This is a genomic window from Agromyces seonyuensis (assembly GCF_009789225.1).
Lineage (GTDB): Bacteria > Actinomycetota > Actinomycetes > Actinomycetales > Microbacteriaceae > Agromyces > Agromyces seonyuensis.
The window spans coordinates 56,982-79,015 of record NZ_WSTA01000002.1 but is presented as its reverse complement, the minus strand read 5'-3'; the positions used below and the strand labels follow the sequence as shown (position 1 = coordinate 79,015).

Genomic DNA, 22,034 nt, shown 5'->3' with positions numbered 1-22,034 from the left:
GCCCGTGCCGGCGGTTCCGGGTCGGGCGAGGACACTCCAGCGCCCGAGCGCGAACCGATCCGAAAAACCTAGTGAACGCTAAGCGAACGACGACCGACGAACGCGTGGCGAGGGCGCAGGCCGGGTCACACTGGAGCCGTGAGCACCGCATCCGCCGTCCGAACCCGCCCGAACCGAGCCGGCGACGACCGCCGGGAGCGCGCGATCGCCGCGGCCGTCGATCACTTCACGCGGCTCGGCTACCGCGGCGCGTCCGTCGCCGCGATCGCGCGCGACGCGGGCCTCACGGATGCCGGGCTCCTGCACCACTTCGGCAGCAAGTCGGGACTCTTCCTCGCCGTCGTCGAACGCCGCGAGGACGACCTGCGCTCGGCCTTCGACCACGAGCCCGCGAGCCTCGCCGACTTCGCGGAGATGCTCGTCGAGGCGGAGCGGCGGAGCCTGGAGCATCCGGAGCTCGTGCGCTTCCAGGCGACGCTCGCCGGCGAACTCGCCCTCGCCGGGCACCCGTTCCACGACCTGCACGTCGACAAGCAGCGCGTCGCGCTCGAGCAGATGACGGCCGTCCTCGCGAGGTTCTCCGACGAACTCGCCCCGGGCGTCGAGCCGATCCAGCTCGCCCGCGAACTCATCGCCCTGCACCACGGGCTGCGCGCCGAGTGGCTCATCCTCCCCGACGGGATGGATCTCGCGGCGACGTTCGCGGCGGCGGTGCGACGCAGCGTCGGGCGGGCCGTGCGGACCGCCGGTTGAGCCGCCGGTTCACTCGGCGAGCTGGTCCCGGATCGCTCCGCCCAGGATCTCGATCCCCCGTGGGATCGCCTCGAGCGCGATGGAGTTGAACCCGATGCGCACGTGGCGGCGTTCGGGGTCGGCGAGGTAGAAGCGCTCGCCCGCGTCGACCAGCACGCCCCGCTCGCGCGCGAGCTCCGTGACCCGGGTGCCGTCGAACTCCGGCGGCCCGCCGACCCAGACGCTCAAGCCGCCGGCGGCCGGCGGGTCGAGCGGGAACGGCAGGTGCTCCTCGAGCGAGGCCGTCAGCACCTCCCACTTGCGGGCGAGGTGGCGCCGGTGCTGGCGCAGCGAGCGGTGGTACTCGCCCGACTCGATGAACAGGCCGAGGGCCCGCTGGAGATGGCCCGGCGGATGCTTCGTCGCGTACCGGCGGCGTTCGCGCAGCGCCGCGATGAGCGCGGCGTCGGCGACGACGAAGCCGAGCCGGATGCCCGGAGCGACGAACTTCGAGAACGTGCCGACGTAGACGACTCGACCCGTACGGTCGAGGGACTTCAGGCTCGGCGTCGGCCGGCCCTTGAAGCGCACCTCGGAGTCGTAGTCGTCCTCGATCACGAGCTGGTCGTGCAGTTGCGCCTCGCGCAGCAGGGCGGCCCGCCGCGGGTAGGAGAGCGTGACGTTCGTCGGATGCTGATGGCTCGGCGTCACGTAGACGAGCGACGGCGTCGGAGAGCCGTCCTCGTCCCGGCGGGCGCCCTGAGCATCGACCGTTCGCGGGATCAGCTCGGCGCCCGCCCGACGGAAGATGTGCCACGCGTCGACATAGCCCGGGTTCTCGACCGCGACCGCCGTGCCCTCCTGCACGAGCAGCTCGGCCAGTAGCGTGAGCGCCTGCTGCGCCCCCGAGGTGACGATGATCTCCTCCGAGCCCACCGAGATGCCGCGCGGGGGCAGGATCTCGCGGCGGATGGCGTCGACGAGCAGCTCGTCGTCGTCGTCCACGGCGTCCCGCACGCTCGCAGCGAGATGCGGGCCCGCGAGCGCGGTATTGAGCGCCCGGAGCCAGCCGCGCGCCGGGAAGGTCCGCAGCTCGGGCTGCCCCGGCAGGAACGGGAACGGGTAGCGCGTCCAGTCGGCGTGCGCCGCCGCGTGGGGCAGGTCGGCGTCGCGCGGAGTCGGCAGCTTCGCCGCCCAGTCGACCTGCCGCGTCGGCACCGTCGTCACCGGTGCGGTGCGCGGCGTCGGCTGCAGGCCGCGGATCGCACGAGGCTCCAGTGCCGGCTGCGCGATCGGATACAGCCCGCTGCGCGGCCTCGACTCGACGAGTCCGAGCGCGACGAGCTCCTGGTAGGCCGCGTTGACCGTGTTGCGCGAGACGCCGAGCACGCCCGCGAGGTGCCGCGAGGACGGGAGCGGCCGATTCGCACGGAATCGGCCTTCGAGCAGCGACTGCTCGAGGAAGCGCCGCACCTGCTGGAAGAGCGCCTCCTTGCTCTCGGGGTCCAGATACTGCCGCGCCCGCGTCGCGTCGAACTCGGGCGGCTCGATCGAGCTGTTCGGCATGTGCGTCTCCAGGGCGGCCCGCCCGATCACGTCGCGGACTCTGCGATGGCCCGGATGAGGAGCGCCGCTCCCGAGCAGAGGGAGAGCAGCAGAGCCGCCGATTGCACGACCCGGCGGTGGAGCCGGCGGACGAGGGGCACGGCCAGGATAACCCCGAGGAGGATCGCCGGCACGAGCACGGCCGCCCGCCCCGACTCGGCGACGGGGTCGGCGACGCCGGCCGCGAGCGCCGTCACCGCGGCCACGATCGAGCCGACGGCGAAGAACGCCGAGAGTGTCGCACGCATCCGGCGGACGTCCTCGGGGCGGTAGACGAGAGCCATCGGCGGCCCCGGGAGTGCGGCGATGGGCGTCAGGACGCCCGCGGCGACGGCGCCCGCGACGAGGCTCGGTCGCCCCGGCGCGATCCGCCAGCCCGCGAGCGACGCCGCCGATCCGGCGATGACGATCGCGCCGATCGCGAAGTGCGTCGCCGCGAGCGGGAGCCGGCTCGCGAGCACGGTGCCGAGCGCGATGCCGGGCAGCGACGCCGCCGAGGCGATGGCGAGCGAGCGGGCGTCCAGGGCGTCGCGTTCGACCCAGGCCGCGATCGCCATCACGGCGATCGTGAGCACGAGCACCGAGAAGATCCCGTACGCCGGGGCGACGAGTGCGAGCAGCGGCACGGCGACGACGCCGAACCCCATGCCCGTCAGACGCTGGACGATCGTGGCGAGCACGACGACGGCGCCGGCCAGGAGCGAGGTCATCGCCGGGCCTCGGGCTGCGCACGGCAGCGGGACGGGGTGGGCATTCGACCATGCTCGCGGGCACCGCGCCGACGATGCAGCACCACCGGGCGACGCGATCGCGGGACAGTCGACACCAGCCCGAAACACCGTCACGCGGCCGAAACACGGTGGCTCCGGCGACATCGCGACCACTGGACCTCCCGCATCCCGGACAGTCGCGGCGAACCTGGATGCGGCCCGCGCCGAACGATGCGCGGACCGGAGTAGGAGCAGAACATGGGACGGACCGCAGTCGTGACCGGCGCCTCGAGCGGGATCGGCGCCGCGACCGCGCGGGTGCTCGCGGCGCAGGGCTGGGACGTCGTGATCGGCGCCCGCCGGATCGACCGACTCGAGGCCCTCGCCGCGGAGATCGGCGCGCGCGCCATCCCCCTCGACGTCACCGACCAGGCATCGGTGGACGCCTTCGCCGCGGCGCTCGAACGGTGCGATCTGCTCGTCAACAACGCCGGGGGCGCCCTCGGCGCGGCATCCATCGCAGAGTCTTCCGACGCCGAATGGCAGGCGATGTTCGAGAGCAACGTGCTCGGCACGCTGCGGATGATCCGCGCGCTGCTGCCGGCGCTCGTCGCCTCCGGCGACGGCGTCGTCATCAACATCGGCTCGATCGCGGCCCGCGAGCCCTACCGGGGCGGCGGCGGCTACAACGCCGCCAAGCACGCCGTCGCGGCCCTCACGCGGGTGCTGCGGATCGAGCTGCTCGGCCAGCCGGTGCGGGTCACCGAGATCGACCCGGGCCTCGTCGAGACGGAGTTCGCGCTCGTGCGCTTCGGCGGCGACGAATCGAAGGCCAAGGCCGTCTACCAGGGCATGACGCCGATGACGGCCGACGACATCGCCGACGCGATCGGCTGGGTGGCCTCGCGGCCCGCGCACGTCAACATCGACCAGATCCTGATGCTGGCGCGCGACCAGACGTCGGCGCAGGTCGTGCACCGCGTCTGAGCGCACCCCCGATCACGATGCCCGCGGATCCTCGATCCGCGGGCATCGTCGCGTCCGGGCGGCGCGCCGTCCGGGCGGCGCCCGCGTCTGGTGCACCGAGGTCGCCGGATGACGCGCATGTTTCGGGCCCGCGAGCCCATGTTGCCGCCCGCGGCGCCGTGTGACGTGGACGTAAACGGTGGTCTGGAACTGTGCCGAACCATTGGCGCTTACCGCCTGCCACGACGACCGGGAGCATCGAGAGCACCCGGGAACGGCGCATCGCCGCCCCGCCGCACCACCCCCGCACCACCCCGCACCACCCGAACCGCACCGAGCAGCACCCGAGGAGCGTCCGCAATGAGCGAAGTCGTCATCTACCCCGCCCGCCTCGTCCGCACGATGGACGCGGCGGTCCCGACCGCCGAGGCCGTCGCCGTGCGCGGCGACCGCATCCTCGCCGTCGGCGACGTCGACGTGCTCGCTTCGACCTATCCCGGCGCGAGCGTCGACAGCCGCTACGCCGAGCTGGTACTGGCGCCCGGCTTCGTCGAAGCGCACTCGCACATCGGCGGCGAGTTCATGAACCACCCCCAGTATCTCGGCTACTTCCCGCGCACCGCGCCCGACGGCACGCCGCTGCCGGGCGCGCAGACCTGGCAAGGCGTCCTCGACGCCCTGCGGGTCTGGGACGCCGAACTGCCGGCGGGCGAAGTCCTGCTCGCCCGCGGCCTGGACCTGCTCTTCTTCCCCGGCGAGGAACTCACCCGTCACGTCCTGGACTCCATCAGCACCACCCGCGGCATCTTCGTCAACCATGCGAGCGGGCACGTCGGCACCGCGAACTCGTTCCTGCTCGAGCGCGCCGGCTACGGCGCCGGCACCGAGATCGAGGGCGTCGTCCTCGACGCCGACGGGCTTCCCACCGGGGAACTGCAGGAGATGCACGCGATGGGGCCGGTCATGGCCCACGCCGGCATCGACCTCGCAGCCGGTCTCACCACCGAGGCCGGCATGTACGCGTTCGCAGCCGACGCCCGCAACCACGGCGTGACGACCGCGACCGACCTCGCCAGTTTCGACCTCGTCCGCCCCGGCGGCGCCGACCTGCTCGTCGACGTCACGTCGCGCGAGGACTTCGCCCTCCGACTCGTCCCGGCGACCTTCGGCGGCATGACGACGTCCCTCGAGGAGGCCCGGCAGCTCGCGGGGGTCGTGGCCGCCTCCCAGCACCGGGCCACGGCGAAGCTCCACCTCGGCACCGTGAAGCTCATGCTCGACGGATCGATCCAGCAGCACACCGCGAAGCTCTCGAACCCGGGTTACGTCTGCGGACACGACAACGGCATCTGGAACACCGACGCCGAGACCTTCCGCGACCAGGTGCGCGCATTCCACGCCGCGGGGCTGAACATCCACGTCCACTGCAACGGCGACGAGGCCACCGAGGTCTTCCTCGACGCCGTCGAGACGGTGCTCTCCGAGACGCCGCGCTGGAACCACCGCCACACGGTCACCCACTCGCAGCTGACGACGCGTGCCCAGTACCGGCGGATGGCCGAGCTCGGCATGGGCGCGAACATCTTCAGCAACCACATCTGGTACTGGGGCGACCAGCACATCGACTCCACCGTCGGCCCCGACCGCGTCAAGCGGATGAACGCCGCGCGCACCGCCCTCGACGCCGGCGTGAAGGTCGCGCTGCACTGCGACACCCCGGTCACCCCGCTCGACCCGATGGCGACCGCCTCCTACGCAGCGGAGCGCCGCACCCCGACCGGCCGCTCGTGGGGCGACGAGGAGCGCATCTCGGTGTACGAGGCCCTCGAAGCCGTCACCATCGGGCCCGCCTACCTGCTGAAGCTCGACCACCTCGTCGGCTCCATCGTCCCCGGCAAGTTCGCCGACTTCGCGGTGCTCGAACGCGACCCCCTCGACGTCGCCGAAGCGAAGGAACTGCGCGAGATCGGCGTCCTCGGCACCGTCGTCGGCGGCATCCACCACCCGGCGCCCATCGCCGCCCGCGTCTGACGCGGAGCCGCAGCATCCCGCACCGCACGACCCAGCACCGCACGACCCAGCACCGCAGGCCGGCCGCGCCGCGCGCCGCCGACCCCTCGAAAGGAACCATCGCCATGCCCATCCCCGCCGACGCCTCCGGGCGCACCGCGTACGAACTCGACCGCGCCCACGTCTTCCACTCCTGGTCGGCGCAGAAGGCCCTCGACCCGATCGTCATCGCCGGCGGCGAGGGCAGCTACCTGTGGGACGCCGACGGCAAGCGCTACCTCGACTTCTCGTCGCAGCTCGTCTACACGAACATCGGCCACCAGCATCCTCGCGTCGTCGCGGCGATCAAGGCGCAGGCCGACGTGCTCTGCACGATCGCCCCCGCCCACGCCAACGACCGCCGCTCGCTCGCCGCGAAGCTCATCGTCGACGTCGCGCCCGAGGGGATGAACAAGGTGTTCTTCACCAACGGCGGCGCCGAGGCCGTGGAGAACGCGATCCGCATGGCGCGCCTGCACACGGGCCGCACGAAGATCATGTCGGCCTACCGCTCGTACCACGGCGCCACCGCGACGGCGATCCAGGTCACCGGCGACCCGCGTCGCTGGCCGAACGAGTTCGCGCCGGCGGGCACGGTGCACTTCTTCGGCCCGTTCCTCTACCGCAGCGTGTTCCACGCGACGACGGAGCAGGAGGAGTGCGAGCGCGCCCTCGCCCACCTCGAGCAGACGATCCTCTTCGAAGGCCCCGCCACGGTCGCCGCCATCGTGCTCGAGTCCGTGCCCGGCACCTCCGGCATCATGCCGCCGCCGGCCGGCTACCTCGCCGGAGTGCGCGAGCTCTGCGACCGCTTCGGCATCGTGATGATCTGCGACGAGGTCATGTCGGGCTTCGGCCGCACCGGCTCCTGGTTCGCGGTCGACCACTACGGCGTCACGCCCGACCTCATCACCTTCGCCAAGGGCGTCAACTCCGGGTACGTGCCGATGGGCGGCGTCGTCATCCACGACGACATCGCGGCCACGTTCGACGAGCGCGCCTATCCGGGCGGTCTGACCTACTCCGGTCACCCGCTCGCGGCGGCGGCCGCCGTCGAGACGATCCTCGCGATGCACGACGAGGAGGTCGTCGCGAACGCGGCGCGCGTCGGCTCCGAGGTGCTCGGCCCCGGCCTCCGCGAGCTCGCCGAACGGCACCCCTCGATCGGCGACGTGCGCGGCCTCGGCGTGTTCTGGGCGCTCGAGCTCGTCGCCGACCGGGAGACCAAGGAGCCCCTCGCGCCCTACGGCGGCGCCTCGCCCGCGGTGAACGGCGTGCTCGCCGCCGCCCGCGACGCCGGGCTGCTGCTCTTCAACCAGTACCACCGCATCCACGTCGTGCCCCCGTGCAACCTCAGCGACGACGAGGCTCGCGAGGGCCTCGCCATCCTCGACGACGCGCTCAGCGTCGCCGATGCCGCCGTCCTCCGAGCCGAGCCCGTGCTCGTCGGCTGAACACCAACGCAGTCAGGAAGGGAACCATCATGAACGACACACGAGCCGCCCGTACCGCGGGCGGCGGGGCCGTCGGGCTCCTCGTCGCCGCCGAACTCGGCAGCGGTCTGGTGCAGGGCTGGTACTCGCCCCTGCTGACGAGCATCGGCGAGAAGTACGGGGTCGGCGCGGCGCTGCTGAACCTCGTCGCCGTCGCATACCTGCTCTCCTCCGTGCTCTTCGTCCCGCTCCTGACGAAGCTCGCCGACCGGCACGGTCACAAGAAGCTGCTGCTCGTCGCCATCGGGATCACCGCGGTCGGCTCGCTCGTCGTCGCGTTCGCGCCGAACTTCGGCGTGCTGCTCGCCGGCCGCGTCCTCCAGGGGGCGCTCGTGACGTTCCTGCCCCTCGAGTTCGCGATCGTCCGGCAGCGCTCCCCCGAGCTCGTGGGCAAGAGCATCGGCCAGCTCATCGCCTCCCTGGCGATCGGCGCCATCGTCGGCACGTTGGCCTCCGGCGCGCTCTTCGGCGCGACGGGGAGCCTCGAACTCACCCTCTCGGTGCCGGCGATCTACCTGGCCGCCTGCCTCGTGCTGATCGCGATCGTCGTCCCGGAGACGACGATCCGCAGCGCCGGCCGCATCGACTGGGCGGGCGTCTTCCTCCTCGGCCTCGGTGCGGCCGGCCTGCTCGGCGGCATCTCGCTCGCGGCCGGGTCGGGATGGGGCAACCTCACGGCCTGGGGGCTCATCGCGGCCGGCGTCGTGATCCTCGCCGTCTGGGTGATCGTGGAGCGGCGCATCCCGGACCCGTTCATCGACCTCTCGCTGCTCACGGGCGGCGGCATCGGCCTCCCGGTCGTCATCGGCTCGGTCTTCGCGATGCAGGCGCTCGGCGCGGGCAGCCTGGCCGCGATCTACGTCCGGATCGACCCGGCGGAGTACGGCTTCGGCCTCGGGCTCTCCGCGGCCCAGGCCGGGCTCGCGCTCGGCGCGATGGGCCTGATGGGCTTCGTCGGTTCCGCATTCGGCGACCGGCTCGCCCGCGCGATCACCCCGCGCGGGGCGATGCTGCTCGCGTCACTGCTCAGCGCCCTCTCCTACGCCCTCATGATCCTCGTTCCCGGCGTCACCGCGCTCTTCATCGTGTGGGTCGCGATCGGCGGGTTCGGGATGGGCGCGATGATCTCGGTCCTCCCGGCGATCGTCGTGAACCGCGCAGCCCCGGATGCGGTCGCGACCGTCTCGGGCCTGTACAACACCGCGCGGACCGCGGCGGGCGCCGTGGCCGGCGCCCTCTTCTCGACGGTTCTCGCCGCCTTCGTCATCGACGGCAGCGGGGCCGAGGGCACCGCGCCGGTCACGTCCTTCGCCGGCTACGCCACGGTCTGGGGCGTCTGCATCGGGCTCTGCCTCATCAGCGCGGCGCTCGTGCTGCGCCTGCCCCGTGAGACGAAGCCGGCGACGGCCGAGTCGTCGGAAGCGGCCGAGGAACTGGCGGCCGAGGCGGTCTGATCGCCGAATCCGGATGACGGGAGCCGCGGGTCCATGCGACCCGCGGCTCCCCTGCCGCGCCGTGGAACTCGGACGGGCTGCGCTCAGACGAGCCGGCGCAGCAGTTCGGAGAGCGCCGCCTGGTCGTCCCGGCCGAGTCCGTCCAGCGCCTCGGCCTCGGAACGCGCGAGCTGCGTCATCGCGGCATCGACGCGCTCGATGCCCTCGGGGGCGATGCGCACGAAGATGCTGCGCCGGTCGCCGAGGTTCGGCACGCGGTCGACGAGGCCGCGCTGCTGGAGGTTGTCAAGCCGGTTCGTCATCGCGGCGCTGCCGATCATCGTCGCGGCGATGAGCTGGGCCGGGCTCAGCTGATGCGGTGGCTCGGCCCGGCGCAGGGCGGCGAGCACGTCGAACTCCCACGAGGCGAGGTCGGCGCTCGCGAACGCCTCGGCGCGCAGCTTCGAGAGCCGCAGCGCGGCCCGTCGCAGCCGCGACCACACGTCCAGCGGGGTCAGGTCGACTTCGGGCAGCCGCCTCGACCAGGCGTCGATGAGGAGGTCCACCTCGTCGGACCCGTCGCGCTCGCTCACAGGACGACGGTACCGCCCCGGATGCCCCGGCCGAGCGTCGTCAGGCGATCGGAGCGGCCTCGGCGTCGGCCGTCAGCCACCATTCCACGCTCGCCGGTCCCGGCACTTCGCGCCCGTCGCGCACGAGCACGCAACCCGCCGGCACCTCGACCCGGACGCTCACCGCGTCCGCGACGACGACGAGGTCGCCCGTCGGCACCGGCACGACGGCGCTCGCCCATTCCAGCTCCGCGAGTTCGGGGCGCACCTCGAACCTCGTCCAACCCGGTGCGAGCGATCTGAGGCCCAGCACCGCCTCCGGCAGCACCGCGGCCGGGCCGGAGGCCCAGGCATGGCAACGGCTGCGGCCGAACGGCCGCCCGTACATGGCGAGGGGCTCGTCGGTGCCCGCCTCCTCCCAGAAGGTCCCGGGACCGAGTTCGAGCATCCGTCCCCACTCGCTGCGGATCTCGCCCAGCATCTCGGCCATCCGCCCGGCGCCGGCGAGGGCGCGCAGGCGCATCGCCGACATGAACGGGGTACCGGTCGTGGCGTCCAAGACGGCGGCGACCACGCCATCGGGCACCGGCGTACCATCGTGCAGACCGGCGAGCACGGCGAGGAAGTTCGCGTACCCGCCGACGCGGCCACGACCGCGGCCGTCGACGTAGTCCGACCAGCGCCCTTCCTCGGACATCCAGGCCCGGGTCCGCAGCGTCGACTCGGTGCGGTCGGCCAGCACCCTCCAACGGGCGGCGGCGTCGCCCCGGCCCACGGCCTCGAGCACCTGCGCGGCGCTCCGGAGTGCGAGCAGCCACAGCATCTGCAGGGCGACGGCGTCGCGCCCCTGATCGAGTTCCAGATGCCAGTCGAGGAACACCGATCCGGCCCCCGCACCGGGGAAGCCCCCGAACTGCGTCGACGTGCGCAGGACGCCGTCGATGCCGGCGTGCGTGGCCAGCTCGGCGACGAAGGCGTCCAGGTGCTCGGCCTCGCGGGCGGCGAAGCCGAGGTCGCCGAAGCAACGCAGCCGGTACTCGGCGCTGATGACCCACCACAGCGAGTAATCCGCGATGCCGTTCACGTAGCCGTCGACGGGTTGACCGAGCGCGACGAGCCCGTCGGCGGCGGTGCCACCGAGGCCGAGCGCGAACGCGTTGGCGAGGATGCTGAGGGCCTGGTCGCCCGCCCAGGGCATGCGGTCCCGTTTGATGCCGTCGAGGACGAGCCCCTGCGTGCAGGCCCGGAGCGTGTACGAGGCGGCGGCCCAGATGCGCGTGAGCGTCTCGTCGGAGCAGGCGAACGCGCCCGGACGGTCGACGACGGCGACGGATGCCTCGACCGACACGGCCTCGATGTCGGCACCCCGCACGGCGACGTACCGGAAGCCCAGCTCGTGCACGGTCGTCCACTTGCCGTCGGGAAGCTGCTCGACCTCGTGGCGGGACTCCTGCCGGGCCGGGTCGGCGAGCGCCTCCTCGACGCTCTCGCCCGTGCCGATCGTGGGCCGTGGCCCGGCGGGCAGCACCGGGCGCCCGAGCAGCGGGGCGCCGACGTCGAAGACCCGCACGGCCCCGGTGCCGTCGCACCCCGCCCAGGCGGCCGTCAGGGAGACGGAACCGACCGGTCGGAGGTGGGGGGCGTCCCGGCCGCCGGGGCGGACCGCGGCGGGCTGCCAGCTCGCGCCGTCGTCGAGACTGCCGAGCCAGTCGGCGACCGGCGCCGAGGCGGCGACGGCGAGCGCGGGGGCCGTACCGTCGCCCGCCTCGATCGTCGCGCAGAGCACCGCCCCGGCTGCGGAGAGCACTGCGCGGATGCTCCCCGCCGCGACCTCGGACGGGTCGAGGTCGAGCGGTGCTCCGTCGACCTCGATCGCGACGACGCGTCCCGCCACGCGCAGCTCGAGCACGCCGCCGGCCGTCGCGGTGGCTGCGAGTCGGACGGCGGCGGCGACCGGTGCGAAGTTGGCCGGGTAGTCGACGTGCCGGTTGACCGCGTGGCCGTCGGAGACGATCCGCGCGAGCAGGGCCGCCTCGTACTGTCCGGGACCGTAGACCCACGACGAGTCCGAGGGTGGCGAGACGACCAGGGCGTCCTCGTAGGGCTGCGGTGAACGCTCCCCGGCCCATCGTCGGATCCGGTCGGCACCGCGGGGTGCACCGGAGATCGTCGTCATCCCTTCACGGCGCCCGAGGTCATGCCTGCCACGATCTGCCTCTGGAAGAAGATGTACATGATGAGCGGCGGGATCGTGATGAGCAGCACGTTCGTGAAGAGCAGGTTGTGCGCGCTGACCGACTGCGAGATGTAGTTGAACGTCGTCAGCTGCACCGTCGCGTTCTCGTCGCCGGGCAAGAAGTACAGCGCGTACGTGAAGTCGTTGAAGACCGTCACCGCCTGTACGACGATCACCGTCACGATGACCGAGCGCAGCAGCGGGAAGATCACCTTGAAGAACAGGGAGATGGGGCCCGCGCCGTCGATGACGGCCGCCTCGTCGAGCTCGCGCGGGATGGTCGCGACGAACGACCGGAAGAGCAGGATGCAGAAGGACAGGCCGAACGCGACGTGCACGGCGACGAGGCCCGCGACCGTCTTGAAGAGCCCGAGCCCCTGGAGCGTCCAGATCGTCGGCACGACGGCCGGCGGGATGATGAGCCCGGCGAGCACGAAGGCGTTGATGAGCGGGTTCCAGCGCGACTTGCGCCGCTGGAGCACGTAGCCGACCATCGCGCCCAGCACGACCATGATGGCCACCGCGGCCACGGTGACGATGACACTGTTCACGAACGCGGTGACGAGCAGGTTGTCCCGGTTCGAGAGCACCGTGGCGATGTTCTCGAACAGGTGCCACTCCGTCGGGAGGTTGAACTCCAGGGCGGCCGCCTCGGACTGCGACTTGCCCGCGGTGAAGACGATGAAGGCGAAGGGCACGATGAAGACGGCCAGCGCGACGACGATCGCGACGGAGCCGGCGCCCCACTTCCAGACGCGGTTGGTCATCGGTCGTCCGCCTTTCGGTTGAGCCACCAGGACAGCGGGAAGATGATCGCCGCGACCACGAGGAAGAGCACGACGTTGCCGGCGGTGGAGAGGCCGAAGAAGCCGGCCTGGTACTGCTTGTAGACGACGGACGCGAGCACGTCGCTCGAGAAGCCGGGGCCGCCGCCCGTCATCGTCCAGATGAGGTCGAAGCGGCGCAGGCCGCCGATGAGGGAGAGCAGCACGACCGTCACGGTCGCGGGCTGCAGCAGCGGCAGCGTGATGTGCCGGAACGAGTGCCAGGCGCTCGCGCCGTCCATCTTGGCGGCCTCGAAGTACTCCTGCGGGATGGCGACCATGCCGGCGATGTAGATGAGCGTCGCGAGGCCGACGCCGGCCCAGATGTCGACCATCGCGACCGAGAAGAGCGCGAGGTTCGGGTCGGTGAGCCAGCCGGGTCCCTCGATGCCGAAGATCGCGAGGGTCTCATTGACGGGACCGTCGAACGGGTCGAGGAGCACCTCGAAGAGGATGCCCACGCCGATGGTGCTGACGAGGACGGGGAAGAACACGACCGAGCGGAGGAAGCCGCGGCCGATGATCTGCGAGCTGAGGAAGACGCCGAGGAGCAGGCCGAGGACGACCTTCGCACCGCTCGTCAGGAACGCGTAGACGAACGTGTTGACGAAGCTCTGGATGAGCTGCTGCTCCTGGAAGAACCGGACGTAGTTGTCGAAGCCGATGAACTCGACGTCGAACAGCGTCCAGCGCGTCAGGGAGAAGTAGAACGACGCGATCGTGGGGATGAGGAACAGCACCACGTAGAACACGCCGGCCGGCAGATGGAACCAGGTCGGGTAGGGGCTGTGCGTCTTGCGGCGGCGCGGCGGCCGGGCTGTGCCGCCGGGCGCGGCGCCCGGGGACTCGGTTTGGCGGCGCGGGGCCGTTGCGGTGCTCATGGTGCTTCTCTCCGTCGAGTGCGCGGGGCGGGGCCGCTCGGGCCCCGCCCCGCAGTTCGTTCGAGCCGTGCGGCTTACCAGCCTTCGAGGCCGAGCTGCTGGGCCTGCTTGATGACATCCTCGTCGTACTGGGCGGCACCGTCGGCCGCCGAGGTGATGCCGGAGCCGACCGCGACCATGATCTGCTCGAGGGCCGGGCCCTTGATCGGCGAGAGGAACTCGAGCGCGAGGTTCGTCTTGCCCTCGTCGAAGTACGGCTGCAGGTCGGCGACCATCGCGGGGACGTCCTCGGGCAGCGAGCAGCCCTCGATGACGTACGGGCCCTGCGGTGCGTTGGCCTCGGACTGGATGTCGCACGCCTCGGGCGTCATGAGGAAGGCCATGAACTTCTTGGCGGCCTCGAGCTTGTCGCCCTCGGTCGTCCGCGGGATGTAGGTGGTGTTCGTCGGCATCCAGACGGTCAGGCCGTTGGTCTCGGCGTCCGGGCCGGGGAGCGCGAAGGCGCCCACGACGTCGGCGGCGTCGGGATCGGTCGTCATGAGCTGGCCCGCGGCGAACGTGAGCATCGGGTAGTGCGCTCCCGCGCCGGTCGCGACCATCGAGACGCCGTCCGCGTAGGTCGCCGAAGCGAAGTCCTCGTTGAAGAGGCCCGCGTCGAAGGCGTCCTGGAGGTGCTGGAAGCCCGCGAAGGCCGGCTCGTCGACGTACTTGCGCTCACCGGCGGTGTACGCCTCGGCCCAGTCGGGGTCGGCGGCGGTCACGTTGTTGAAGTCGCCGAGCACGAAGAGCTGCGAGGTCCAGGTGTCGCCGTAGGTCTGCACGATCGGGGCGACGTCGCCGGCGGCCTTGACCGCCTCGGCGTTGGCGATGAACTCGTCCCACGTGGTGGGGATCTCGAGGCCGAGCTCGGCATAGACGTCCTTGTTGTAGAGGACGGCTCCGGCCATCGACTGGCCCATGGGAACGCCGTACATGCCGTTGTCGGTCGAGACCGAGGAGACGAAGTTCGGGTCGAGCTTGTCGACCCACTCCTCGTCCGAGAGGTCGACGAGGGTCTCGTCGGGGCTGAGCGCCTGCATGAGCGCGCCCGAGTTGTACTGGAAGATGTCCGCCATGTCGCCGGTGGCGAGGCGGGTCTTCACGACGTTGTCGCCGTCGGAGCCCTGAGGACGGGTCTCGACCTCGATCGTGATGCCGTCGTTCGCCTCCATGAAGGCGTCCGCGAGGGCGCCCGCGGTCTCGACCAGCGCCTCCGAGTTGTCGACGAGGAAGCTGAGCTCGACCGCGCCGTCCGTCGACTCGTCGCCGCCGGCGCTGCAGCCGGCGAGGGCGAGGGAGAGGGCGAGGCCGCTGGCGCCGACGGCGAGAAGCCGTCGAGAGGTGCGCGTGACCATGTTCTTTACCTCCTTGTAAAGGTGCTGCTGTGTGAGTGCGCCGGAGATCCGGTGCAGGGAGCCCGCTCAGGTTAGGAGTCCGGAAAACAGTTTGTCAACCGGTCTACACAACCTGGCTGAAACGTTCTACGATCGAGTCCGGCCACCAACGTCGATCGGTCTACGCCGCCGGGCTTCTGCAAGGATTCCCTTCACCGATCGTCAACGAGGAAGGAGACGCCATGCCGGGAACGCACGCCGCGACCATCGATGACGTCGCACGCCTGGCCGGAGTCTCCCGCGCTGCCGTGTCCAAGGTCATCCGCGACGCCTACGGCGTCAGCCCCGCGATGCGCGAACGCGTCAACACGGCCATCGCGGAACTCGACTACCGCCCGCGCATCGCCGCCCGTGCGATGCGCGGCTCGAGCTTCACGCTCGGGATCGAGCTGCCGAACCTCGGCAACCCTTTCTTCTCCCGCATCATCGCCGGCGCCGCCGCCGCACTGCAGGACACGCCGTACCAACTCATCATCGCCCCCGCCGAGACCGACACCGAAGAGGGCGTCCGCGCCCTCGGCGCCCTCGCCGACCGGCAGGTCGACGGCATCATCGCGATCTCGCCGCTCGTCTCGCGGGAGTGGCTCGAACGACTCGCCGGCAGCGTTCCGATCGTGATGCTCGGCCGCCACGACGACACCGACGCCTACGACACCGTCACGGGCGACGACGTCGCCGGCACCCGCCTCGTCATGCGGCACCTGTTCGATCTCGGGCACCGGGACATCGTGCACCTCACCCGCAGCGAAGCGGTCACGGTCCCCGGCAGCGGGACGCCGCACGCCGTCCGGCTCCAGGAGTACGAGCGGGCGATGCGGGACGCGGGGCTCGGCGACCGCATCCGCGTCGTCCGTTCGGGACTCAGCGAGGACGCGGCGCACGGCGCGACCCGGGATCTCCTCGCATCGGCGACGCCGAGTGCGATCTTCGCCGGCAACGACGAGCTCGCCTTCGGCGCGCAGCGCGCGATCCTCGAGCGTCCCGGCCTGGCGACGCGGATCTCCCTCGTCGGATACGACGACGTGACCATCGCAGCCCATCCCGCGATCTCGCTCACGACCGTGAGCCAGGCCGGCGAGGCGATGGGCGAGCGCGCCGTCCGACTGCTGCTCGAACGCATCGCCGGACGCACCGAGCCCGTGCATCACGTCGTGGAGCCCGTGCTCCGGACTCGATCCTCCAGCCGCCCCGCCCCGATGGTCTGAGCGAACCGCACCGCCATCACCGAACCACAGAAAGACAGGACGACGATGTCTCCGACTCTGCCCAGCATCGACGCGACCGACGTCGGTGCCCGCGTGCTCGCCGTGCGCACCCAGTACCCCGCGGACCTGCTCGGCGTGCCCCTCGACGGGCTCCGCCTCACGTGGCGGGCCGACGCCGGCTCGGCGCAGCTCGGCTACCAGGTGCGCTGGAGCGGCGACGCCGACGGCATCGCGGAACCGGTCGCCTCGGCGGACTCGATCGGCGTCGCGGCGCCCGGCGGCGCGCTGACGGCGGGCGCGGAGCGGCGGTACTCCGTGCGCATCGCGACCGAGGCCGGCTGGTCGGACTGGAGCGACGCCCTCGTCGTCGAGGCCGCCGTTCCCGCCGACTCCCTCGTCGCCCGCCCGATCGCCGGCACCGCATCGGTGGACGGCCCGGTCGAGCTCTTCCGCACCGGCTTCACCCTGCCCGCGGCGCCGGTGCGCGCCCGGCTCCGAGCGACGTTCTGGGGCGTCGGCGACCTCCGCATCAACGGCGCCCGCGCGGTCGCCGAGCACCTGAACCCCGGCTGGACCTCCTACCAGGACCGGCTGGTGTTCGGCACGTGGGATGTCACCGACCTGCTGCACGAAGGCGAGAACGCCCTCGGCGTGCTGCTCGGCGACGGCTGGTACCGCACGCGCCTCGGCTGGCTCGACCAGGCCGAGCACTACGGCACGCAGACGGCCGCGCTCGTGCAGCTCGACGTCGACCTCGCCGACGGCTCGAGCGTCGTGGTCGGCACCTCTCCCGACTGGAAGCGTTCGACGGGCGCGATCAAGTCGGCGAGCCTCTACGACGGCGTCGAGGTCGACCTCCGCGACGAGCCGGCCGGCTGGGACGTTCCGGGATTCGATGACGCCGTCTGGCCCCCCGCCGTCGCCGCTGAACGCGATCTCTCAGCCGTCGAACCCCGCCTCGCCGGCGGCGTCGTGACCGTCGGCGAATGGGGCGTCCGCCACGAGCAGCGGCCCGATCGGGTGTTCCTCGACGCCGGACAGAACATCGCCGGCTGGCTGCGTCTGCGCGTGACCGGCAAGGCCGGGGACCGCGTCGTCGTCCGCCACGCGGAGATCCTCGAGCCGGACGGCTCCATCCACACCTTCGCCCTCCGCACGGCGAAGGCGACGGACACCTACATCCTCGCCGTGGACGGCGAGAGCGTCCTCGAGCCGCTGTTCACCTTCCACGGCTTCCAGTACGCCGAGGTCACCGGTGCCGACGTGCTCGAGGCCACCGCCGTGGCGATCTCGAGCGCCGTCCGGGAGCGTTCGAGTTTCGCCTCGGCGGAGCCACGGCTCGATCGTCTGCACGCGAACGTCGCGTGGTCGCAGCTCGACAACTTCGTCTCGCTCCCGACGGACTGCCCGCAGCGCGATGAGCGCCTCGGCTGGACCGGCGACGCCCAGGCCTTCGCACCGACGGCCTCCACCCTCTTCGACGTCGAAGCCTTCTGGATGTCGTGGCTGCGCGACCTCGAACTCGAGCAGGACACCGACGGCTCGGTGCCGGCCGTCGTCCCGAACATCCTCGTCGACGACCCGGACGCCGACCCTGACGCCTGGACCACGATGGGCCGCGCCGGTTGGGGCGACGCCGCGACGTTCGTCCCCTGGGCGGTGTACGAGTCCTACGGCAGCGACGAGGTGCTCGTCCGACAGCTCGACAGCATGCGGCGCTGGGTGCGCAGCCTCGAGGCGCGCGCCGGCGACGACCTGCTCCCGAGCGCGTTCCAGTTCGGCGACTGGCTCGACCCCGACGCCCCCGGAGACAAGCCCTGGGAGGCGAAGGTCAGCCGCGACTTCATGGCGAACGCCTTCTTCGCACACAGTGCGCGCCTGCTCGGGCGGGCCGAAGAGCTCGTCGGCGACCCCGACCGCGCCGCGCACGCGCACGCGCTCGCGGACCGCATCCGCGACCTGACCTGGGCGCGCTACGGCGAGGCGGCGGTCGAGACGCAGACGGGTGCCGCGGTCGCGATCGTGTTCGCCCTCGCCCCCGAAGCGGAGCACGAGCGGATCGCCGCCGGGCTCGCCCGCAACGTCGCCGTCGAGCGGGGCCGTATCGCGACCGGCTTCCTCGGCACGCCGCTCGTGCTGCCCGCCCTCGCGCGCTTCGGCCACCTCGACGAGGCCTATCTCATGCTGCTGCGCAGTGAGGCGCCCTCGTGGCTGTACCAGGTCGAGATGGGCGCGACGACGGTGTGGGAGCGTTGGGACGCGCTCGCGCCCGACGGCTCGATCCACACCGGCGAGATGGCCACGGGCGACAGCTCCGGCATGCTCTCCTTCAACCACTACGCCTACGGCGCGGTCATCGACTGGGTCTACCGTCATGTCGGCGGCCTCGGCACGACGCCCGACGCCCCCGGGTACCGGCGCATGATCGTCGCCCCGCGACCGGCGACGTCCGTGCGCTGGGGTCGCGCGTCGGTGGACACGCGACTCGGCACGGCATCCGTCGACTGGCGCCTCGACGCCGACGACGCGCTCGAGATCGACCTCGTCGTGCCGTTCGGCTCGGAGGCCGTGCTCGACCTCGCCCGCTCCGAGGACGGCGTGGTCGAGGTCGACGGCGCCCTCCACGACGGCGGCCCGATCGGTCCCGGAACGCACACCGTGCGCGCGACGGGCATCCGCATCGCCGACCCGCTGGCGGTCGCCGCGCGCCTCGCCTGATCCGACGCACGACGACGGGGGCCCGGCCGATGCCGGGCCCCCGTCGGCGTTCCGATCGACGGATGCACCCTGCCGGCACGAATGCGCCCCCTCCCGTTTCGGGGAGGGGGCGCACTGCGTTGCGACCGTCGATCAGTTCAACGTGAACGTCACCGTCTCGGTGTTGCCCGCGACGTCGTGCACGACGAGCGTGTTCGCGCCCGCGACCGCGCCGAAGACGCCCGGCTTGATGAAGTTCACGTCCGACCAGGGGTTGTTCGTCAGGTCCTTGACGACGCCGTTCAGGACGACCTTGTCGACCTTCTGAGCGTCGTACAGCTTGAAGCTGACCTTGTCGTAGGCGCCGTTCGCGCCGACGACGGTGAACTCCGCACCGGCCTTGACCGTCGCCGTCGGTTTGGTGCCGTCGATCGTGAACGCGAACTCGCGGGTCTGCGAGATATTGCCCGCGAGGTCCTGCGAGTTGTAGCGCACCGTGTACGAGCCGTCGGGGAGGTTCACCGTCGCGGTGTGCGAGCCCGCCGTCGCGCCGCCGACCTTCGTCTGGGTGCTCTTGACGAGCTTGGTGCCCTGGTAGACGTTCGCGACGATGCGGTTCAGACCGCCGGCGTCGGTCGCGTCGACCTGCACCTCGAGCGCCGGGGTCGGGCCGGCGGTCGTCGGGGCGACGAGCGTCGCGGTCGGACGGGTCGTGTCCGCGCCGAGGTCGAGTGCGAACCCGGCCGCGAGCGGCAGGTTCCGCGAGGATGCTCCGACCGAGACGCCGTAGTCGCCGTCCACGATCGTCCACTCGTCGGCGTCGGCGTCCCAGATCTCGAACGGGTGATTGCTCGCGGCGCCGTCGACGACGACCTCGACCCGCTGGGTCTGGCCTGCCTCGAGCGAGATGCGGTCGAAGCCGACCAGCCGCTTGCCGGGCTCGTCCGCCGCCTCGGGCAGCGTCAGGTACACCTGGGGGATCTCCGTGCCTGCACGCTCACCGGAGTTCGTCACGTCGAAGCCGACCGTGGTCACGGGAGTGCCGTCGGCGATCGCCGTCGAGACCGCGAGGTCCGAATACTCGAACGAGGTGTAGGAGAGGCCGTGGCCGAACTCGAACAGCGGCTCGATGCCCTGCTCGTCGTACCACTTGTAGCCGACCTCGAGGCCCTCGGTGTAGTTGACCTGCCGGATCTCCGAGGAGCCCGCAGGGCGCGTCGTCGAGCCGTCGGAGAAGACGCCCGGGTACTGCTCGGGCGTGTTCGTGGGCGTGTCCGCCAGCGACTTCGGGAACGTCATCGTGAGCTTGCCCGACGGATTCACGTCGCCGAAGAGCAGCGACGCGAGGGCCGGGCCCTGCTGCTCGCCGCCGTACCAGGCCTCGAGCACCGCGTCGACGTCGTCGATCCACGGCATCTCGACCGCGCTGCCCGACTGCACGACCACGACGGTCTCGGGGTTCGCGGCAGCGACGGCCGATACGAGGGCGTCGCCGCCGCCCTGCAGCCGCAGGTTCGTCAGGTCGTTGAACTCGCCCATGCGCTGGTAGCCGACGACGATCGCCGCGTCGGCGCTCGCGGCGAGCGCCGCGGCGGCCGCGAGATCCTGGCCGTCGTTCCAGACGACGGTCGCGCCGACCTCCGCGGCGCGGGCGGTGAGCGCCGTCTCCGCGGAGACGACGTCCTCGCAGGGCAGGGTGTTGCTCGGCGGGAACGTCGGACGGAACTGCAGCGTGAGGCTGCAGACCGAGACCGCGCTCGTCGCGATGCCGCCGACCTGGGTGACCGAGCGCGAGGCCGTCGGACCGATGAGGGCGATCGTGTCGCCTTCGGCGACGTCGAGGGGCAGGATGCCCTCGTTCTTCAGCAGGACGCTGCCGTCCTCGGCGATCTCCTGGGCGATGGCCTCGCCCTCCGGCGACGACGCGTCGGCGGCGGCGGTCGCGGGCAGCGCGTGGTCGAACAGGCCGGCCTCGAGATAGCCGACGATGACCTTCGTCGCGGCTTCCTCGATGCGCGCCTGCGTGATCTCTCCCGCCTCGAGCGCCGCGTCGAGACGGGCGGGCGTGAACCAGATCGGCCGGTTGAGCTCCTGGTCCATGCCGTTGTTGAGCGTGGCGGCGGTGGAGTGCACCGATCCGAAGTCGCTCATCACGAAGCCGTCGAAACCGTAGTCGCCCTTGAGTACATCGCGGATCAGGTCGTTCTCGCAGGCGAAGACGCCGTTGACCTGGTTGAAGGAGCACATGAGGCTCTCGGCGTCGCTGTTCGCAGCGGCGATCTCGTAGGGCAGGCCGTAGACCTGGCGGAGCGTGCGCTCGTCCATGTTCGACGAGCTCGTCTGGCGGTCGAGTTCCTGCTCGTTCGCGACGAAGTGCTTGAGGTTCGCCATGACCTTGCCGGTGGACTCGAGGCCCTCGGCCTGCTCGGCGGCGAGCAGGCCATTGATGAGTGCGTCCTCGCCGAAGTACTCCGGAGTGCGGCCGGCGAGCGGTGTGCGGCCGCTGCCGATACCTGGCGCGAGGACCACGTTCTTCTGCTTGAGGTAGGCCTCTTCGCCCTCGCGGGCGCCCTTCTCGTAGGCGAGCTCGGCGTCCCACGCCGAGGCGAGCGCGATCTGCGACGGGAAGTCGGTGACGCCCGACGCACGGACGCCCTCGGGGCCGTCGACGTAGGTGATGTTGGGCGTGCAGTCGACCTGCGCCGGGTAGACCACGTTCGCCTCGCCGCTGAAGCCGGGCGACCAGGTGGTCACGGTGGGCTGCGTCGCCGGCTGCTCGACGAGCCAGCGGTACTTCTGATGCTGCGAGCTCGCGTCGAGCAGGGCCTGGGCACGTTCGTCGGCGGTCTTTCCCGTGTCCATCCACGGCACGGCGGAGCAGTCGACGGCGGCGGCCGGCGCCGCGAACGCGACAGCCCCTCCCGACGCGATCAGGGCTGCGCCGAGCAGCAGCGCGGTCGTTCCCCGGCGTGCGCGCGGGGCGTACGTCCGGAATTGTGCAGACAACGACATCGTTGTTCCCCTCTTCCTTGAAGGTGCGGATCGTAAACCGTTCTACACACGGAGCGACTCCGTCCTGTAGACCGGTTCACGATGGCAGGGTGCCGCAACGCGTGTCAAGGATTTCCATGAACCGTTTCAACGCCGATCCGCGTCGATCCGCGTCGATCGCGACCGTACTGTGCTGCCGCCGCCAGG

General features: G+C 71.5%; 15 protein-coding genes. 7 read left to right on the top strand and 8 right to left on the bottom strand.

All coding sequences use genetic code 11. The features are described from left to right. The first annotated feature begins 138 nt into the window (after positions 1-138). Positions 139-753: a TetR family transcriptional regulator gene (locus GB864_RS01060; RefSeq protein WP_160422427.1), complete on the top strand. Its 615-nt coding sequence runs from the start codon at positions 139-141 to the stop codon at positions 751-753. Between the two features lie 9 nt (positions 754-762). Here GB864_RS01060 and pdxR read toward each other — a convergent pair whose 3' ends face one another. Continuing rightward, a complete protein-coding gene (gene pdxR / locus GB864_RS01055; protein ID WP_336603830.1) occupies positions 763-2,328 on the bottom strand; it encodes a MocR-like pyridoxine biosynthesis transcription factor PdxR in 1,566 nt (521 codons plus the stop codon). Then, positions 2,325-3,047: a sulfite exporter TauE/SafE family protein gene (locus tag GB864_RS01050; protein WP_160422426.1), complete on the bottom strand. Its 723-nt coding sequence runs from the start codon at positions 3,045-3,047 to the stop codon at positions 2,325-2,327. The genes pdxR and GB864_RS01050 overlap by 4 nt, the downstream gene beginning before the upstream one ends. Before the next feature lie 258 nt (positions 3,048-3,305). Between GB864_RS01050 and GB864_RS01045 the strand changes: the two genes are divergently transcribed. The 4 genes from GB864_RS01045 to GB864_RS01030 all read left to right on the top strand — a co-directional run bounded on the left by GB864_RS01045 (position 3,306) and on the right by GB864_RS01030 (position 9,009). Then, positions 3,306-4,034: an SDR family NAD(P)-dependent oxidoreductase gene (locus GB864_RS01045; RefSeq protein WP_160422425.1), complete on the top strand. Its 729-nt coding sequence runs from the start codon at positions 3,306-3,308 to the stop codon at positions 4,032-4,034. 339 nt (positions 4,035-4,373) lie between these two features. Continuing rightward, entirely contained in the window at positions 4,374-6,044 is a 1,671-nt protein-coding gene (locus GB864_RS01040; RefSeq protein ID WP_160422424.1) for an amidohydrolase, read from the top strand. 104 nt (positions 6,045-6,148) lie between these two features. Continuing rightward, a complete protein-coding gene (locus GB864_RS01035; RefSeq protein WP_160422423.1) occupies positions 6,149-7,516 on the top strand; it encodes an aspartate aminotransferase family protein in 1,368 nt (455 codons plus the stop codon). 29 nt (positions 7,517-7,545) lie between these two features. Next, positions 7,546-9,009, top strand: a complete 1,464-nt coding sequence (locus GB864_RS01030; RefSeq protein WP_160422422.1) for an MFS transporter — start codon at positions 7,546-7,548, stop codon at positions 9,007-9,009. 83 nt (positions 9,010-9,092) lie between these two features. Here the strand turns inward: GB864_RS01030 and GB864_RS01025 are convergent, their stop codons facing one another. The 5 genes from GB864_RS01025 to GB864_RS01005 form a co-directional block, all read right to left on the bottom strand. Beyond that, positions 9,093-9,581 (bottom strand): MarR family transcriptional regulator, encoded by a 489-nt coding sequence (locus GB864_RS01025; protein WP_160422421.1) that lies wholly within the window; start codon positions 9,579-9,581, stop codon positions 9,093-9,095. Positions 9,582-9,621: 40 nt separating this feature from the next. Next, the gene (locus GB864_RS01020) at positions 9,622-11,736 is read right to left on the bottom strand and encodes an alpha-L-rhamnosidase-related protein (protein ID WP_160422420.1); all 2,115 of its coding nucleotides are present in this window, start codon (positions 11,734-11,736) and stop codon (positions 9,622-9,624) included. Further along, on the bottom strand, positions 11,733-12,563 hold the full coding sequence (locus GB864_RS01015) for a carbohydrate ABC transporter permease (protein ID WP_160422419.1): 831 nt from the start codon (positions 12,561-12,563) through the stop codon (positions 11,733-11,735). The genes GB864_RS01020 and GB864_RS01015 overlap by 4 nt, the downstream gene beginning before the upstream one ends. Then, positions 12,560-13,501, bottom strand: a complete 942-nt coding sequence (locus GB864_RS01010; protein WP_160422418.1) for a carbohydrate ABC transporter permease — start codon at positions 13,499-13,501, stop codon at positions 12,560-12,562. Before GB864_RS01010 ends, GB864_RS01015 begins: the two co-directional genes overlap by 4 nt. Positions 13,502-13,575: 74 nt before the next feature. Beyond that, on the bottom strand, positions 13,576-14,895 hold the full coding sequence (locus GB864_RS01005) for an ABC transporter substrate-binding protein (protein ID WP_160422417.1): 1,320 nt from the start codon (positions 14,893-14,895) through the stop codon (positions 13,576-13,578). A gap of 221 nt (positions 14,896-15,116) precedes the next feature. On the opposite strand from GB864_RS01005, the gene GB864_RS01000 reads away from it, so the two are divergent. After that, positions 15,117-16,139 carry a LacI family DNA-binding transcriptional regulator gene (locus GB864_RS01000; RefSeq protein WP_160422416.1) on the top strand — a complete coding sequence of 341 codons (1,023 nt, stop codon included), beginning with the start codon at positions 15,117-15,119 and terminating at the stop codon, positions 16,137-16,139. Between the two features lie 45 nt (positions 16,140-16,184). Beyond that, positions 16,185-18,857 carry an alpha-L-rhamnosidase gene (locus tag GB864_RS00995; protein ID WP_160422415.1) on the top strand — a complete coding sequence of 891 codons (2,673 nt, stop codon included), beginning with the start codon at positions 16,185-16,187 and terminating at the stop codon, positions 18,855-18,857. 132 nt (positions 18,858-18,989) lie between these two features. On the opposite strand, the gene GB864_RS00990 is transcribed toward GB864_RS00995, so the two are convergent. Beyond that, positions 18,990-21,698: a glycoside hydrolase family 3 C-terminal domain-containing protein gene (locus GB864_RS00990; protein WP_202106897.1), complete on the bottom strand. Its 2,709-nt coding sequence runs from the start codon at positions 21,696-21,698 to the stop codon at positions 18,990-18,992. Positions 21,699-22,034: the final 336 nt, after the last annotated feature.